We start from the raw sequence: 17,059 nt of genomic DNA on the forward strand, positions 1-17,059 counted from the left end.
CTTTGTAGTGATCCGTATTCGATATGTATAGAACACTCATAATAGTCGTTCTTTTATATAATTAACTATACGTTTACCACGGGATTTAATGATTGTCGTTGAATCATCAATATACCTGTTGGCTTCTTGAAAGAAACGCTCTTTATTAGTATATCCACCTCTCCACCACGTATAACCTTTCGATTTAATAACGGGCAAATAGTTGTCGTCAACATAATATTCAAGCATATTCCCATCAATGAAACGTTTCCATCCGTCAACACCGAAGAATGGATTAAAATCATCCCTATTAAGCATTACAAGTTCTTCCAAATCTTCATCTGCATCATCTTGGTAAGTTAGGACTTTGTATAGGGCATAGAGAAAACGGTCTTCATAGTCATGCCATTCATCGTGACATCCTCGATGTTTATTTATACTCCATTCATCAATACGTTTATCTGGAAGAACTGTCATATTGCCTACTGTATGAAATGTAGTCTGAAACTCAGCAATCTTTTTTATGAGAAATGCTGGAGGATTCCATGTCGGAGTAAATCTGTCATTCCACGGATATGAGAAAAAAGTTGCCGAAGAGTTCATTGTATCTCCTCTCATTTTTTCATTTCCACTATTATCCATACTGAGGTTAGGCCAAACAGAACCAAATACCACACAATAGATTGCTCGCATTATGGTGGTGTCATCTGCATCGAATTTTCTGTTCGGACATCCATAGACTTCATCCTTCATCAACTTTTTCAAATCAAATGTAATTAGATTATCCAAGTTGCATTCAAGATGGTCTTCAGCAAAAGAACGTATTATATCAATGGGATTCTGTTCCATAATGTTCAGTAATGTATTCTTTTAACGAAGGCAAAAGCTGATGGAGCAATAATTGTATTCCTTTCCTTGAAAAGGTCTTTTCTGTTATATACCGTCCAGACTTTTCTTCCTGATGAATAGGGATGTTGATGTTTACATCCAAGAATGGTTTGAAGAAAGTGTAATTATTCTCAATATACAGATTCTGGTCGTTTTCCTCCTCATTAGTTGGACGCAAGAATACACTTAGAGCATAATCGTCTTCCTTTTTGCATTTATGGAATACGTCTATTGCCAGATTGCGTTTAAGTTGTGGCACAAATATTTCAAAATACATGCAGGTATCTTCTCTTGGCCATATGCCTACAGACCAACCATTTCTGTCATCCACCAAATCTTTTCTAATTGAAGTGTCGAGGTAGTCAAGATAAAGGGCATAAGTGCGGAGTTCCATCTTTCCACTATTGTTTCCGTTAGATGTTTTTAACAAAATATGAAGTCCATGTTCATCATCTTCTGGCCAACTACATCTGGATGTTCCCATATAATTCCATATACCTACGTGATGTATAAAATGAAGATTATATTTATCATCTACTTCATTCTCTTCCAATTTCTCTTCATAGTCTCTATTTGCATTATCAATAGCCTCATGCATAGATTGAAGAAGAGATTCTGATATATCAGCACAAGAAGAATGCCTTAGTGCTGGCAAACAAGTTTTTATAATCAAAAGTCTTAATGAATTGATTTCTGTATCTTTATTATTCAGGAATAATCTCCATTCTTCCATATTATCGCAAAAACACCAATAGGCATTCCTATACATTCCGTAGAAATATGGGGGGAATGACATCAAAGCACGACGTAACAATCTGTCATCTGGTTTATCGTAGATACTTTTTACTCCACCATCACGACCATCTCCTGAATAGAAGATTTCCATCAATATGTTAGAGCAGTCGATGAAGTCTTGTAATGTATAGTTTTCTATGCCATCTTCATGCTCCAGCATACGGAAAACGCTACTGATACGCCCAGAAAAGAATCTGTTATTCTCCATCTTTTCCATTTGTGGGAAATACTCTGAGGGCATAGAGGCTTTTTTACATTCTTCCTTGATTTGACTTCCGAATGAATGCAGGAAATCATTCTCTTGCTTATCATATGATTGTAGTATCGTATATACATTGCTATGCTTTGTTTGTTCAGCAAAAGCATTTAAGCAATTTAGAATCTCAGGTAACTTTTCTTTCTGTATGTCGGTATTGAGTATCAAATTTCTACACTCCCTCATCCATGCTTTAGTATCAATGTCTTCAGTAATCAGCAAAACAGCATAAAGCAAAGGAAGAGTACGTCCATACGAACTTTCTGAAAGAGCTAAATCGTAAATGGGCATAACATTTGTGTCAATATTTCCCATAAAAAGATCCAAATCATTCACCGCTCTATAAATGCATGACAGTTTGTTCAGCGAATCATGCGCAAATTTCAAAAAGTCTAACGGCAATAGTCCTAATCTTTCAATCCAAACTAAAGAAAGCATATCTCCCTTTTGCAATTTATCAAAGATATAGCTAACTATTTCTGATGTTCCATCTGTCTCTTTCGATTGAGGGAACAATGTCAACAACTGCTCATATAAATAATGATCAGTTGTTCTCATTTCTCGGATATTGCTTTGTAATTGTTCCTTGTTCAGCATCCAATACAAGATGATTAGATTACAGAAACAGAACAATTGTTCATCATCAATTTCTTCTGGATTTATTTGAGTAAGGTTACGATTGTTCCAAAAGAATTGAGTCCACGAATTATCCATGTTATTTATCCACTCATGCAGCCATAATTCATTACTATCCTTCATAGCTTGTATTACCTTCTCGTCCATCCATGATTTAAGGTTTTCAAAAACACTTAGTGGACGACCACGGCCATTCATCTTAATATAAATATCATCATCAAGCCCATTCTCTTCTGACATATCAAGAAAAGAAAAAGTAATACCATCTTCTGACAAAAGGTGTTTCCATAATGTTTCAGCCTCCTGACCTGCACACTTTCGATGAATATACTTCAGGGTTAGGAGCATATTATTCACCGTTGTATTATTTAGCCATGAGGATAAAAACCAATACTCGTCTTGAATAATTGAATTTAAGCTATCATTTTCGGTGGCTTTCTGTAAAACTTCAGGCATTTTACACTTTAATCTTTCACAGAAATCCCCAGCGTATTCTCTTGACAAGAAAGTAAGATTAACGGTAAAATCTGACATCATCCCAGCTTTGGCAGCTGCATAAAGATATAAAAGCCATAACGTTGTTAAACGTTGTTGACCATCCACAGGAATAAAACTCCCATGTTCCGTATAGCCATAAATATAGTTCAAGTCTGATGGATTTGTTTCATCGAGCAATGAATCTATAAAGGGCGAAATAACAGATTCCTTTCCACCTTGAACATAATCTCTCTGCAAAAGGGGAATGCAAATAACCTTGTTTTTGAATATATTTAGAAAGTTCATAACGAATACACTTTAATTCTTGAAATATCTTATTGTGTTACTCTCTGGCTTATCACACAGCTTTTGCTTGATGTCTTCCCTGTATGCATCGGCATCTGGCTGAAGCCAAGAATTAAGCTTTGTGCTACTCTTCTTACTGTACGCTTTGGTAAAACATTGCATTGTACATGGAGGTATATAAACCTGAGTAACATTTGTTTCCTCATCATCTTCTGATTTCAAGCCATTTGCTATAACTACAATCCTTCTTTTTCTGGGAAACAGAGAATTGTGGAAGCTTCTATTGGTATGGCTATCTAATAAAACGAGATTACCGACCTGATTCTTATCGTCTTCAGGAATATGGTCTCCATCTTGTGCATCATTATACATAATGACGGCCTTATAGAGTTCGTCAAAATTTTCTTTACTCTTTTTCAAGTCATATTTGGTTAATCTATCCTTAATCTCTGTGACTTCGAAATAAGAAGGATAGTCATTCCTCACACTGCTCAACCAATCTTTTCTATCTTGTTCATTGTCAAATTTAGAATCAGTTTGAGATGTAATATGCTCAATATCCCAACTTTGTTTATGCAGAAGTTCAAAGGGGAATTGTTCATATTCATGTTGCAAATTCAGCTCCTTACTACTTTTTAAGGTTTCATATTTCTGCAATATGGTTTCAATATTATGCAATAGGAAGAAACGACGCAACATCATAGTCGATATCTGACCATATTCAAAATCAGAAATTGATAACTTATCGTTAGGATTGATCGTTCGTCTAATACGCTCGCGGAGTCTGTTAACAAAAACAGTTTTTGAATATTCCCGACTACTTTTCAGGAGAAAAGAAAGAAATTTATATCTGTTATCTTGATTGCAATAGGTGAGATAACCAATATAATGATAGGTGTAGATATTCTTATACATATCATAAAGACGTAAGAACGTGTGTCTTATCTTCTGCCACTTTGCTTCAAGATTATCATTTGCCTCATTTGCAAACCACCTAAATGAGCTGCGGAAGTCTTTATCAGCTTCAGAGTCATCCACCTTGGCAATGAGGTTAAATAATAAATCCATCCGAGTATGGGGGAAAATCGGTTCCTCGCTTGATAGCATCGCCCAAAAATGGTCATTATTTATTATCTGCTCCATTTCCTCAAACTGTCGAGCAGCATCATCACGCAACCCTTCGTTTAGTCCAGAAGCACGGTTTAGGAAAAGGGCTTTTATTAGTTCCGTATTTGTTAATGATATTTTTCCACTATTCAGATTGCGGAACGTTTCATGTGCTTTATTCTCTGGAACTTCATACCATATGACCTGAATTGACTTAGCACTTTGTCCATTCAGTAGTTCAAGATACTTGCTTTTAATCTCTTCTGTAGTTAGTTCCTTATCTGCTGAAAAAACCTCATCATGATTAGTCTCAAAACAATCAGAAATGGTCTGGTATGCACGATGTATATAATACAAATCTATCTGGCTATCTGCCAATTCTATACTCTCTTTGCTTGATATATTTGTTAAGAAACTCCATCGATTTACAATATTGTCATCGTCCTCACTATCTCTTACAAATTCTAAAGTGTAGGCATTTTGATTGGTAAGATATTTATACAGCAGAAATAGAGTTGTCAATCTTTGTTGACCATCAAGTACACTATATTTCCCACTTAATGGAACCACAGCTAATGGCTGAAGGCAATAGACACGTTTATTCTCAGGAGCATTCATGAACTCCCATAAATCACGAAGCAGCTCTTTTATGTTAGCAGGAGTCCATTTATACCCACGTTGCTGACTCGGAATTTCGTAGATTTCACCTTTTAGTTTTGGGAAATCCCTCATTGGTATTTGTTCTGATAAAGAAGACATAATATGTTGTATCTTATAAAATTTCTCTTGCTATCCATGCACATGCCTCTGCATCGGCAAGTACGTGGTGATGGTTTTCCAACTCATAGCCACAGGCGGCAGCTACAGTTTGAAGTTGGTGATTTTCTAAATCAGGGAGCACTCGTCGTGAAACACAAAGAGTGTCGTAAAACTCGTAATCTGGGTAATCCATCTGATATACTCGAAACACGGCCTTTAGGCAACCTTCATCGAATGGTTTATTATGTGCTACGAGCGGCAAACCCTCTATCAGAGGTTCAATCTGTGCCCAAACTTTCGGAAATACAGGCACTTCCTCAGTGTCTTCCTGGCAGAGTCCATGCACCTGAGAGCACCAGTAGTTATAATAGTTCGGCTCTGGCTGGATGAGAGAATAGAACGAATCTACAATCTCACCATCACGTAACGATAACGACACCTACAGAACAAACGCTACTTCGCTCATTGTTTGCCGTTTCAAAATCTATTGCTGCAAAATCTTTCATTATAATGCTTCCTCCTTATATTTATTCCACATTCTCTTTATCTTACCTGCTATTTCTCTTGCAATCCAGGCACAAGCCTCTATCATACGTTCTGCTGGTTAATCAGATTTACCACCACTTTCACCATCACGTCTTTCTCCTCCGTCTTGCTCTCGGCAATCATCAGGGTTAGGGCAACGAGGGTATTATCGGCTAGGCGTTTAGAACCATCTGCACGGTAAAGAATGCAGTTGTTGTTGAGGAACCACAGAAAGAGGGTGGCGGCAATGCGTTTGTTGCCATCGCTGAAAGAATGGTTCTTTGTCACCAGATACAATAACATGGCTGCTTTCTCCTCCACACTGGGATAAAGTTCCTCTCCAGCAAAAGTCTGATAGATCTGGCCTATACTGCTCTTGAATGAGTCATCCTTCTCATTGCCAAACAAGGCTGAGCAACCAAACTTGTCACGAAGGAGGCGAATCTCTTCCATCGCGTTCTCGTAAGTGGCGTGGAAGGGCTCTTCCTTGGTGGTCTTGTCAATGGTCAGTCGCTCATAGTCGTAGTTATCTAGCGTGTCAAGAGCGTAAGTATAGTCCGTTACCACCTCGAAAAGGGCATTCGTTTCGTCTGTAGAAAGCAGGGGTTGTCCCTGAATGGTACGACCAAGCATCCCAACCAGCTGACGCAACTCACCAATCTGCTCGCTATGTATACGCTGATTGACGGCATAACCCTTAACAAGATAATCCTTAATAATCTTTCGGGCCCAAATGCGGAAAGCAGTACCACGTTTGCTATGTACACGATAACCAACAGAGATGATGACGTCAAGGTCGTAGTATTTCACTCTACGGGATACTTTCCTTCTGCCTTCTTGTTGAACTTGTAAGTATTCCTTACATGTTGACTCCTTTTCAAGTTCCCCCTCTTTGTACGCATTACCAATATGCATTGTAATGTTTTGCGGTGTTTTCTCAAATAGTTCTGCCATCTGAGCCTGCGTCAACCAAACCGTGTCATTCTCCAACCGGACATCAATCTGTGTCTGTCCGTCCTCTGTCTGATAGATAACTATCTTCTGATCTTCTTTCATACCTTCTTGATTCTGCTTGCAAAGATAAAACTTTTCTACCAATATAGTATTCAAAAATCTAAAATGTTACATTCTGTATAATATCATCTATAATATCTCTCTTGCTATCCATGCACATGCTTCTGCGTCAGCAAGGGCGTGATGATGGTTTTCCAAGCAATATCCACATTCAGCGGCAACAGTATGCAGTTGGTGGTTCTCCAGGTAACGGAAAGCTCTGCGTGAAGCTGCAAGTGTATCGTAGAACTCATAATTAGGGTAATCCATTTGATAGACTCGAAACACAGCCTTAAGGCAACCTTCGTCAAAAGGTTTATTATGAGCTACGAGAGGTAAACCCTCTATCAGAGGTTCTATTTGTGCCCACACCTTTGGGAATATTGGGGCTTCCTCTGTGTCTTCACGACAGAGACCGTGTACTTGGCTACACCAGTAGTTATAATAGTTCGGCTCTGGTTGGATGAGGGAATAGAATGAATCCACAATCTCACCATCACGTACGATAACGACACCTACAGAACAAACGCTGCTGCGCTCGTTGTTAGCTGTCTCAAAATCTATTGCTGCAAAGTCTCGCATTATTCAGTTTCTATGATTTATCTGCAAAAGTAAGGCAAGGGTGCGCCAAACTGTGGCAGAGGTTAGATTTTAATAGATTATTTTATTGTTTTCTTTATACGTCATTGGTAATGATGTCGCAAATATATAAAAACATTTGGAATTATTAGACAATAAAGATAAAAAAAGATTGCTTCAACAATTGATATTCTAAGGCATTATTGGTAAAACACAAAATATGTCCCAAAAATTTTGGAAGATAAGCGAAAAACACCTATCTTTGCAACAGATTATTAAAGCTCCGCCATTCTTTCTTGAATGGACATGGCCGTCTGAGGACGGCTTTTTTAGTATATAGACAATAAAGCCCCGACTTAAAATGTCAGGGCTTTATTGTTTGTTTTACTTATTCAATTTCCACGTTGCACCGTCCTTGGTGTCTTTAACCTCGAAGCCGGCTGCAGCAAGGGCATCACGGATCTGGTCGCTTGTAGCCCAGTCTTTGTTGGCCTTGGCCTTTGCACGCAGCTCGAGCACCATGTCAACGACTTTGCCGAAGGCTTCCTCACGACCGGCATTGTTTGCGCCAGCGCTCTGGGGCTGAAGGCCGAGGATGTCGAAAGCGAAGGTATGCATAACATCCTTAAGCTCTTTCAGACAGTCGGCACAGATGGTTGCCTTGTGGTCGGTGAGCTTGTTCACCACTGAGCAAGCCTCGAACAGATGGCTGAGAACCTGTGGCGTAGCGAGGTCATCGTTCATGGCGTCATAGCACTTCTGACGGAGAGCCTTGACAACCTTTTCCGTCTCAGCATCGCACTTATCGGCAACCTGAACACGCTCCATATCAGCTATTCCGTTCATGAGTTTCTCCAGTCCCTTCTCAGCTGCCTGCAGGGCCTCATCGCTGAAATCGACAGTGCCGCGATAGTGAGCAGAGAGAACGAAGAAGCGTATCACCATTGGCGAGTAAGCCTTAGACAGCAGCTCGTGATTTCCTGTGAAGAACTGCTCAAGGGTGATGAAGTTATTATATGACTTACCCATCTTCTGTCCGTTGATGGTAAGCATGTTGTTGTGCATCCAGTATTTCACGGCAGGATGGCCCATAGACGCCACTGCCTGTGCTATCTCGCATTCATGGTGTGGGAACACAAGGTCCATGCCGCCACCGTGGATGTCGAACTCCTCGCCAAGATACTTGCGACCCATAGCAGTACACTCACAGTGCCAACCAGGGAAACCATCGCTCCAAGGTGATGGCCAACGCATGATATGCTCAGGCTGTGCCTTTTTCCAGAGTGCGAAGTCGGCCTGGTTATGCTTCTCTCCCACTCCATCGAGCTCACGGCTGGCATCCTTGATGTTCTCAAGCGAACGGCCAGAGAGGATGCCGTACTTATGTTTCTTGTTATAGGCCTCGATATCGAAATATACAGAGCCGTTAGACTCGTAAGCGAAGCCATTGTCAAGGATCTGCTTCACCAGCTCCTGCTGCTCAATGATATGGCCTGTGGCATGGGGCTCAATAGACGGGCGCAGACAGCCAAGCGCATCCATGGCTTCATGGTAGCGATTGGTGTAGTACTGGGCTATCTCCATTGGCTCGAGCTGTTCCAGACGCGCCTTCTTGGCAATCTTGTCCTCGCCCTCGTCGGCATCGTGCTCCAGATGGCCTACATCGGTGATGTTACGCACATAGCGCACCTTATAGCCGAGGTGCTTGAGGTAACGGAACACAAGGTCGAAGGTGATGGCCGGACGGGCATGTCCAAGATGCGGATCGCCGTAAACAGTGGGGCCGCAGACATACATTCCCACATTAGGGGCATGAAGTGGTTCAAAACGCTCTTTCTGACGAGTCAGGGTGTTGTAAATAACAAGTTTTGATTCCATAATTATATCTATTGTTTCTTTTTTTCTGTCGCAAAGGTACTGCAATTCAACCAAAAAGCCAAATTTTTACCTTATGGAGAGACATTTTTGGTCAAAATAATTAAAATAATAGCAACTTTTGGTACAACATAACGAGAAAAAACGTATATTTGCCCAAAATAAACAAACTTAAAACAATAAGATCATGGGAAAAAAAGGTGGTAAAAGACTATCAAAGCGTGAAGTAGCGGATGCCCTGCAGGCACTGTTTCAGGCTCATCCTAACGAGACATTCACCCTTAAACAGATATTCAAGTCTTTAAGGCTTGACACACACCCTTCAAAGATGCTTGCTGTCGATATTCTTGAAGAGATGGCATGGGACGACTATGTAAGTCAGCCAGAGAGGGGCAGCTATAAGCTGAACCTGAAGACACAGGTACAGGAAGGTACATTCATTCGAAAGGCTAACGGCAAGAACTCGTTCCTTCCCGACGATGGCGGAAAGCCCATCTTCGTCAGCGAGCGCAACTCAATGTTCGCCATGGGCGGCGACCGTGTGAGGGTGGCAATGATGGCACGCCGTCAGAATCACATAAAAGAGGCCATAGTAACAGACATTCTCGAGCGCAAGCACGACCAGGCCGTAGGAACGCTGCAGGTAGAGAAGGACTATGCATTCCTCATCACCGAAGACAACATCTTCAACCACGACATCCTCATACCGAAGAAGAAGCTAAAGGGAGGAAAGACCGGACAGAAGGCTGTGGTGAAGATTACACAGTGGCCTACCACAGACGGAAGGAGCAAGGACGAGGCGGTCTTTGGCAGCAAGAGCCTTGTGGGAGAAGTCATCGATGTGCTCGGCGATCAGGGCGACAACAACGTGGAGATGCATGCCATACTTGCGAAATATGGGCTGCCATACAAATATCCGAAGAAGGTTGAAGATGCTGCCAACAAGCTCACGGCAGACATCACAGAGGAAGAGATTGCACGCCGCGAGGACTTCCGCGACGTGACAACATTCACCATAGACCCGAAGGATGCTAAAGACTTCGACGATGCGCTGTCCATACGCAAAGCACAGGGCAAGGGAAATGCCCAGCTCTACGAGGTGGGTGTCCACATTGCCGACGTGTCACACTATGTAACCGAAGGTTCCATCATTGACCGTGAGGCAGAGCAGCGCGCCACAAGCGTATATCTTGTTGACCGCACCATACCCATGCTTCCAGAGCATCTGTGTAACTTCATCTGCTCACTGCGCCCCGATGAGGAGAAGCTCTGCTATAGCGTGATTTTCGTCTTAGACGAAAATGCCAACATCAAAGACTGGCACCTGGCACACACCGTGATAAAGAGCAACAGGCGCTTCGCCTACGAGGAGGTGCAGGCGATACTTGAGCAGAATGGTGTCGTTGACGGAACAGGCGAGCCTGCGCCCCCTGCTACGAAGGCAAAGCCCTACACAGGAGAGTATGCAGAAGAGCTCATCACGCTCGACAGTCTAGCAAAGAAGCTGCGTGCTGCACGCTTCAAGAACGGTGCCGTGAAATTCGACCGTGAGGAGCTTCACTTCGACATTGACGAGAAGGGACACCCCACTCGCTGCTACTATAAGAAGTCGAAAGATGCCAACAAGCTCATTGAGGAGTTCATGCTGTTAGCCAACCGCACTGTTGCCACGTTCATTGGCAAGGCAGGAAAGAATGCGAAGACATTCGTTTACCGTATCCACGACCAGCCCGACCCACAGAAGCTGGAGTCGCTGCGCGCTGCACTCGTGCCCTTCGGCTACAAGGTAAAGACTGGCGGCACACGAAGTGCTATATCAAAGAACCTGAACAAGCTGATGGATGACGTACAAGGTCAGCGCGAGCAGAAGCTTGTAGAGACGCTTGCCCTGCGTGCCATGATGAAGGCGAAATACTCTACTCATAATATTGGGCACTATGGTCTTGCCTTTGACTTCTACACTCATTTCACCTCGCCGATACGTCGCTATCCGGACACAATGGTACACCGCCTGCTCACACGTTATCAGGAGGGCGGACGCTCAGTGAACCAAAACCACTACGAGGAGTTGTGCGAACACTCAAGTGAAATGGAGCAGACGGCACAGAACGCTGAGCGCGACTCAATAAAATACAAGATGGTGGAGTTCATGGCAGACAAGATAGGTCTGGAGTTCGATGCCCATATCTCCGGCATACAGTCCTATGGCATCTACTGTGAGATTGACGAGAACCACTGCGAAGGCTTGGTGGGCATGCACGACCTTGATGGCGACTACTACGAGTTCGACGAGCGTAACTACCAGCTCGTGGGACGACGTCATCACAAGAAATACCAGCTGGGCGACGCCATCCGCATCAAAGTGGCTCGTGCCGACATAGAAAAGCGTCAGCTTGACTTCGTCTTAGCAGAATGACTATAGACTGTTTTAGACTATAGACTACAGATTGTTTTGGACTTTAGACTATAGGTGTTTTTAGACTATAGACTGAAGGCTTTAAACTATAGAATATTATTGCATTCCGCTAAAAGATGAAATGCTATAGTTCATGCGGAGGGTGTGTCATGACACCCTCTCGTTCTTGCTGTCAGAGCGACTCGCACCGAACGGATAATAAAAGTTCTGCTGCTCAACGACACCTTCCGAACTCAGAACTATACGGTTACTTCCCATAATGTATGTCATCTTCTCAAACGCACCGTTACTAAAACTTATTTTCTTCGGCAAATTTAGGATATAACACTGACGTAGCAAAGCGATTTTGGAAGATTAACGCAGTCCGCCCCATAAATAAAGGCATTTCGAGGAAAATTGAGGCAAGTCCGCAAGATGCCACTAAACAAATCGAGGCGGATTGAGGAACGAATTAGGTTTCATATTCGTAACCCGATTGGGCTACGGTCGAAAGTTAAACTTTCTTAACCAACTAAGCAAATCTAGGCATTTCTCGGCAGTTCGAACCGTTTTCACATTTTGCGTTTTTCTTTCTTAAATCTGCCGTGATTTGCATAGCAATTTATTCCCAGAAAGGTATTACTTTTGCAGCCCGAATTTTAAAACGATTAAGAAGCATCCCGCTGAGATGCACAGTAGCAACTGCTATGCCAATAACAGATTCTCCAACTGCTCCTTGAACTCATTTTCATTGCCTTCATTATAAAACGGTATGCCTGTTATATGATAGTTGTCAGTATCTATCTTTAATGAGAGTCCGCTGTTTTGTATTTCTTTCAGGAAATCCTCTTTCCATTTGTCCTTGCCAACGAGGTGGCTTCCTTTCGGCTCTATGAAAATCTGGTAGACAGCATGGCCGCAATTCCTGTCACGCAGATACAGAAGGAAGTCTGGCTCAAATGTGCGTCCCTGCTTGTCGATAATCTTAACAACCTTTTCATTGCGGATGACATAGATGTCCTCGTACTTCTTAGTGAAGTTCTCGTATCTTCGGGCAAATAGACTGATGAACGCCCGTTCCTCGCTTGTGCCGTAGTTCGCGTTGTAGGCATACCAGTCCTTTTCGGCTAATTCATCCTCTTGTCCTCTCATACGTTCTTCATCATCCTTGGGAACAGGTACTTCCTTAGTGCCGAAGACGTCACGCAGATACTTGCTGATGTAAGGCGAGCCCTCATAGTCGGTCTTATTGGCTTTTATCTCCTGCTCTATGTTGATCAGTAGACCCTGAATGGCTCGCAAATAGTCGTGGTTCGTCAACCGGGAAAGCCGTTCCTTGCTTCCCAGAATAGTAATCTCCAAACTGCCAAGATATTCATCGGCAGAAATGAATTCCTTGTATGAAAGCAAGTTCGGACAATATCTTTTCAGATTGTTGAAGCGGAAGAATGGCACGGTGGTTAATGCGTACCTGATTACATGGAGAGGAATGTCCCTGAGAGGAACGTCTCGTCCTTCACTTACCACTGCCGGATCGCTTACTTCACCAAAGGCAAGGATGGTACTGCTTTTCAACTCGTCAAGTCGGTAAGCATAGTTCTTCTTCCTTACGGACAGGTCGGCCAGTGATGTCACCTTGTCGTATTGCTTGGGAACTTTCAGATTATACACCACCCGTGCCTCGCGGAAGAACTTTGTCTGCTTGAAACTGTCCTTCAGCCTTAGCGTTTTCCTCACCGTCTTGTCATCACCAATGCCTGCCTCATGGAGGGCTTTCTTGATTTCCGACACATAGCGGCTGTCCTCCATGATGTGGTAGTAGAGTGTCTCCAGAATGCGCAGCTCATTGTTCAGGTCATTGTCGTATTTGCGCATATAGAGCGGCTGCCCCTCTTCTATGTGGAACGGGAAATAACGTGCTCCTCGTCCAATGAGCTGTGCCTCAGCCCGTGTGGTCTTGCCTATTTTCCCCTTGTTCTCTTCGTTGCGGTCGTCATACATACGGACAATGTCGAACAGGTTCAGCACGTCCCATCCACGATCCAGTTTATTCACGGCAAATACGGCACGGATGGGATTGTCCTCATCCTCCAACGAGTTCAGCAACATTTGATTGCGCTCTTTCTCTGCATCATTGTTGGCACTGATACAGTTCTCCTCACGGAAGTTCTCTCTGGTGCGTCGCACAATGTCTGATGTGGTGATGCCCATGCGGTCGAAGTAGGCAAAGGCGGTCTTAATGATGCCGTCAACACCTGAGCCATTGCGAATACAGTCGATATCCTCATCACTGAGCAGGTCTATCCATTGATGGAAACATTTCTTGTTCAGTTCGCTCTCGGCAATGGTGCGTTTGGCCTTGAACAGGATGACTGGCTTCAGGTTGATGCCGTGATTGGCTGCAAGTACCTGTCGGTAGAGGTTTAGAATCAATGCGTGCATCACTCTGTTTTTTTGGTCAGCTGCCACCTTCATTAGTTCTATCTCTTTGGAATAACCGTCTCGGCGGAACTCTTTCAGTTCGTACTTGAAGATGGCCTTATCAGCATACTTGGCTTCTATCTGAGGTGTTTCCAAATCCATTGTCGCCGTGAACTCTAACAGAATGTTGTCTGTGCTCTGTCGGTGTATGCTTTGTATGGTGTTCTCCCAATTGCCATCCAAGGTGTTCTCATTGCGTGTTGCCACGTTGAAGGCATCGGCTTCGTCGGCCAATAGCACTATCTTACGGTTCTGAAAGTCCTCCAAACTGACAGAGTTCTCCTTGGCATTGGTCATGTCGGAGTGGAGCAGCTGTATGGTTGTGAACTTGATGTTGATGTTCTGCGGGTCGCTCTCGTCAAACGACTGCACTTCCTTCACCGTAACCCGTCGCCCGTCGAACATCAACCGCTCATTAAACACGTACTTCGACGAGCGATCGTTCAGGAAATTGTCTTTCGTCTTGCGGATGACGGCATCGCTGCTGACAAAGAACAGGAAATCCCGGTAGCCTTGGGCATAAAGGTAGAGAACCAGCCCGGCCATGATATTCGTCTTGCCACTACCTGTAGCCATATTATATAACAGGTGATAAGGGCGGCGCTGCTTGTTGGGCCGTTGGTCACGCTCATAGAAGTGGACGAACCTCGCAAAGGCTTCTGCCTGATAGGGGCGCAATGCAAACTTCGGGCGAAGATTCTCCACCACATAGCGAGGCGCCTCGGGTAGCATCCCGAAGTTGCTCAGTATATTGTAATCGTCGAATAAGAATGCCATGCCTACTCCTCTCCGTAAAATGCTTTGGTGATTCGCTTCTCCTCCTCTGTCACACCCGCCTCGGCATCCTCCATGTCCGAAATATTCACATAGAGTTGGTTCATATCGAGCAACGAACAAAGCATCTGCTTCTGCTCTTCCAAGGTAAGTGCCTTGAAGTCCTCCATATCATCGTCCAACTTCTGCATCTCTACGTTGAAGCGGAAAAATGCCCGGGCCTTCATCTGTTCCCAAATCGCAATCAGCTCGTCGGTACTCTGTGCTTCCTCTATCTCGTCAATGAACTTCTGATTATATCGCTTCAGTTCCAGATAGACAAAACTGCCGCCACCGCACCATTTGACTTCATCAGATATTCCTCCTTCATCGCTATCTACAACTTCTTTTAGCCTTCGTACATTTAGTTCGACTTGGTGGTCTATCTGCTCACAGGCTATATACTGTCGATTCATTTTATGGGCTACAGCTGCTGTCGTTCCACTGCCTGAAAAGAAATCTAAAACAATGTCATTTTCAGAAGTTGCTACAGACAGTATAGTCTTTATCAGATTCTCTGGCTTTGCATAATCAAACTCATCACGTCCGAATAGCACATCTATCTCTGCGTTTCCCTTTTCATTCTTACACTCTGAGAGCAGAGATTTTAGAAAGTCTACAATTTGTATGTCTGAGATGACAGCACTCAGTTTCCCTTTTGCGTCATCCTCATATTTGAATTTTCTGCCGTAAGGTTTTGTTATTTTCAGGAAGTCATAGTCATCTGGGAACACAATATAGCCAATGTCGTAATAATGCTGGAAAGTATCTTTTGTTACAGCCCATGTCCTCTTTTCACTTGCAGGATATTCCTTGTCGGTCTTTGGATCAACCATTGTGAAGAAGGAATTTTGACGCTCTTTCGCTGTCGTCTGTTTTGTCAAATCTGCCAATCGCCAAGGTTTTCCAGGATAATCAGGCGTTGTATAATATGTGCGCTCAATGCTTCTTCCCATAACATCAACATCATCGGATACATTGGTATAGACTAATAACCAATCGAAGTCTTGTGAGAAATTGTAGGGAACATCTGATTTGCCGGACCTTGTTCTGCGTGGCAACGTCCCTACGAAATGGTCTGCTCCGAAAATATCATCAGCCATCACTTTTAGATAGTGCATCCCGTCTTCGCCAATGTTAATCCATATTGTCCCGCCTTTCTTTAGCAGTTTCTTTGCTATTTGCAGCCTGTTGCGCATAAACACAAGCCATGAAGATAGGTGAAAACTTGAATTATACTTGAACGTGTCAGTAGAAGGATTGTTTTTGAAATAATATGGCGGGTCTATATATATCAGTTTTATCTTTCCTCCAAATTCACCCAATAGAGAATGGAGAGTAAGCAAGTTGTTGCCTTTGATAATCAAGTTGTCGGTGATGGTGTTAGCATCCAGTCCCCTTATTTCATTCTTTTGCGCATCCCTATTGAAGGATTGGATTTCGTGCTGCCCGTCTATATCATACAAGGCCGCATTCGTCAACACCTTTGGTTCCAACAATTGCGTTATCTCATCCTGTGCCAACGTCTGATTAAAGAATATCTCGTTGCGCTTCTGGTCTTCTTTCGTCTGCCCTCCCTCAAGGATGCAGTCCTTATAGGGGAACACCAGTTCCACCTCGTTGCGCTGGTTCATAAACCTGCCGCCAATCTGCAGGCCAATCTTCTGTGAATAGCGTGTGTAGCTGTCGCTCAGGTAGTTCTTCTGTTCGATGAATTGCAGAAAAGCCTCCGTCTTGAACACCAAAGCCTCTGCCGTCTCCACGAAGAACGTCTCACGCAGTTGCTCGTCCTTCAAAAGCAGGGCGAGTAGCGTGGGCGAGTAGTTGCGGGCTTCTTCTGCCACCACCCATTTCTTCACCTTTCCATCGTCCGACACATAGTTTGGCTCCTCGGTTAGCCGTTCCATCAGACGGTCGTTCAACCGGCTGCCGCCTCTCTCCTTGTTTGCCTGTTCGTTTGCCATTGTCTTGCTGTGCTTACTCGTTTGACATGAACTGCACGCTGGGCAAGGACATAAAAATGGCGTGAAGCCATCCTTATGCACTTAACCTGAGGGGCTGGCCTAGGAAACGGAGACCCCCAATCACAAATAAGGCTGCAACACGCCAAAGCGAGTGCAAAGCTAAGATGTGAT

At 43.5% G+C, this 17,059-nt stretch carries 10 protein-coding genes and 1 pseudogene; 1 reads left to right on the forward strand and 10 read right to left on the reverse strand.

Going from position 1 to position 17,059, the window contains the following annotated elements; translation table 11 throughout:
* Positions 1-36: 36 nt before the first annotated feature.
* The 7 genes and pseudogenes from M1L52_RS02690 to cysS form a co-directional block, all read right to left on the reverse strand.
* On the reverse strand, positions 37-828 hold the full coding sequence (locus M1L52_RS02690) for a DUF6994 family protein (protein ID WP_248613268.1): 792 nt from the start codon (positions 826-828) through the stop codon (positions 37-39).
* Entirely contained in the window at positions 809-3,337 is a 2,529-nt protein-coding gene (locus M1L52_RS02695; RefSeq protein ID WP_248613269.1) for a DUF262 domain-containing protein, read from the reverse strand. Before M1L52_RS02695 ends, M1L52_RS02690 begins: the two co-directional genes overlap by 20 nt.
* A gap of 12 nt (positions 3,338-3,349) precedes the next feature.
* The gene (locus M1L52_RS02700; RefSeq protein ID WP_248613270.1) at positions 3,350-5,203 is read right to left on the reverse strand and encodes a DUF262 domain-containing protein; all 1,854 of its coding nucleotides are present in this window, start codon (positions 5,201-5,203) and stop codon (positions 3,350-3,352) included.
* A gap of 13 nt (positions 5,204-5,216) precedes the next feature.
* A pseudogene (locus M1L52_RS02705) lies at positions 5,217-5,709 on the reverse strand (3'-5' exonuclease).
* 82 nt (positions 5,710-5,791) lie between these two features.
* Positions 5,792-6,784 carry a virulence protein RhuM/Fic/DOC family protein gene (gene rhuM / locus M1L52_RS02710; RefSeq protein WP_248613271.1) on the reverse strand — a complete coding sequence of 331 codons (993 nt, stop codon included), beginning with the start codon at positions 6,782-6,784 and terminating at the stop codon, positions 5,792-5,794.
* A gap of 87 nt (positions 6,785-6,871) precedes the next feature.
* Complete coding sequence (locus M1L52_RS02715; protein ID WP_248613272.1) at positions 6,872-7,363, reverse strand: 3'-5' exonuclease; 492 nt, start codon at positions 7,361-7,363, stop codon at positions 6,872-6,874.
* A gap of 381 nt (positions 7,364-7,744) precedes the next feature.
* Positions 7,745-9,238, reverse strand: coding sequence for a cysteine--tRNA ligase (gene cysS, locus M1L52_RS02720; protein ID WP_248613273.1), 1,494 nt, complete (start codon positions 9,236-9,238; stop codon positions 7,745-7,747).
* Between the two features lie 184 nt (positions 9,239-9,422).
* On the opposite strand from cysS, the gene rnr reads away from it, so the two are divergent.
* Positions 9,423-11,651 (forward strand): ribonuclease R, encoded by a 2,229-nt coding sequence (gene rnr, locus M1L52_RS02725; RefSeq protein ID WP_248613274.1) that lies wholly within the window; start codon positions 9,423-9,425, stop codon positions 11,649-11,651.
* Between the two features lie 147 nt (positions 11,652-11,798).
* On the opposite strand, the gene M1L52_RS16345 is transcribed toward rnr, so the two are convergent.
* The 3 genes from M1L52_RS16345 to M1L52_RS02735 all read right to left on the reverse strand — a co-directional run bounded on the left by M1L52_RS16345 (position 11,799) and on the right by M1L52_RS02735 (position 16,888).
* Positions 11,799-11,921 (reverse strand): hypothetical protein, encoded by a 123-nt coding sequence (locus tag M1L52_RS16345; protein WP_262917927.1) that lies wholly within the window; start codon positions 11,919-11,921, stop codon positions 11,799-11,801.
* A gap of 414 nt (positions 11,922-12,335) precedes the next feature.
* Complete coding sequence (locus M1L52_RS02730) at positions 12,336-14,888, reverse strand: DEAD/DEAH box helicase family protein (protein WP_248613275.1); 2,553 nt, start codon at positions 14,886-14,888, stop codon at positions 12,336-12,338.
* A 2-nt stretch (positions 14,889-14,890) separates the two neighbouring features.
* Positions 14,891-16,888 (reverse strand): DNA methyltransferase, encoded by a 1,998-nt coding sequence (locus M1L52_RS02735; RefSeq protein WP_248613276.1) that lies wholly within the window; start codon positions 16,886-16,888, stop codon positions 14,891-14,893.
* Positions 16,889-17,059 lie beyond the last annotated feature (171 nt).

The sequence above is a fragment of the Prevotella sp. E13-27 genome (assembly GCF_023217965.1).
In the GTDB taxonomy this organism is placed as follows: Bacteria; Bacteroidota; Bacteroidia; order Bacteroidales; family Bacteroidaceae; genus Prevotella.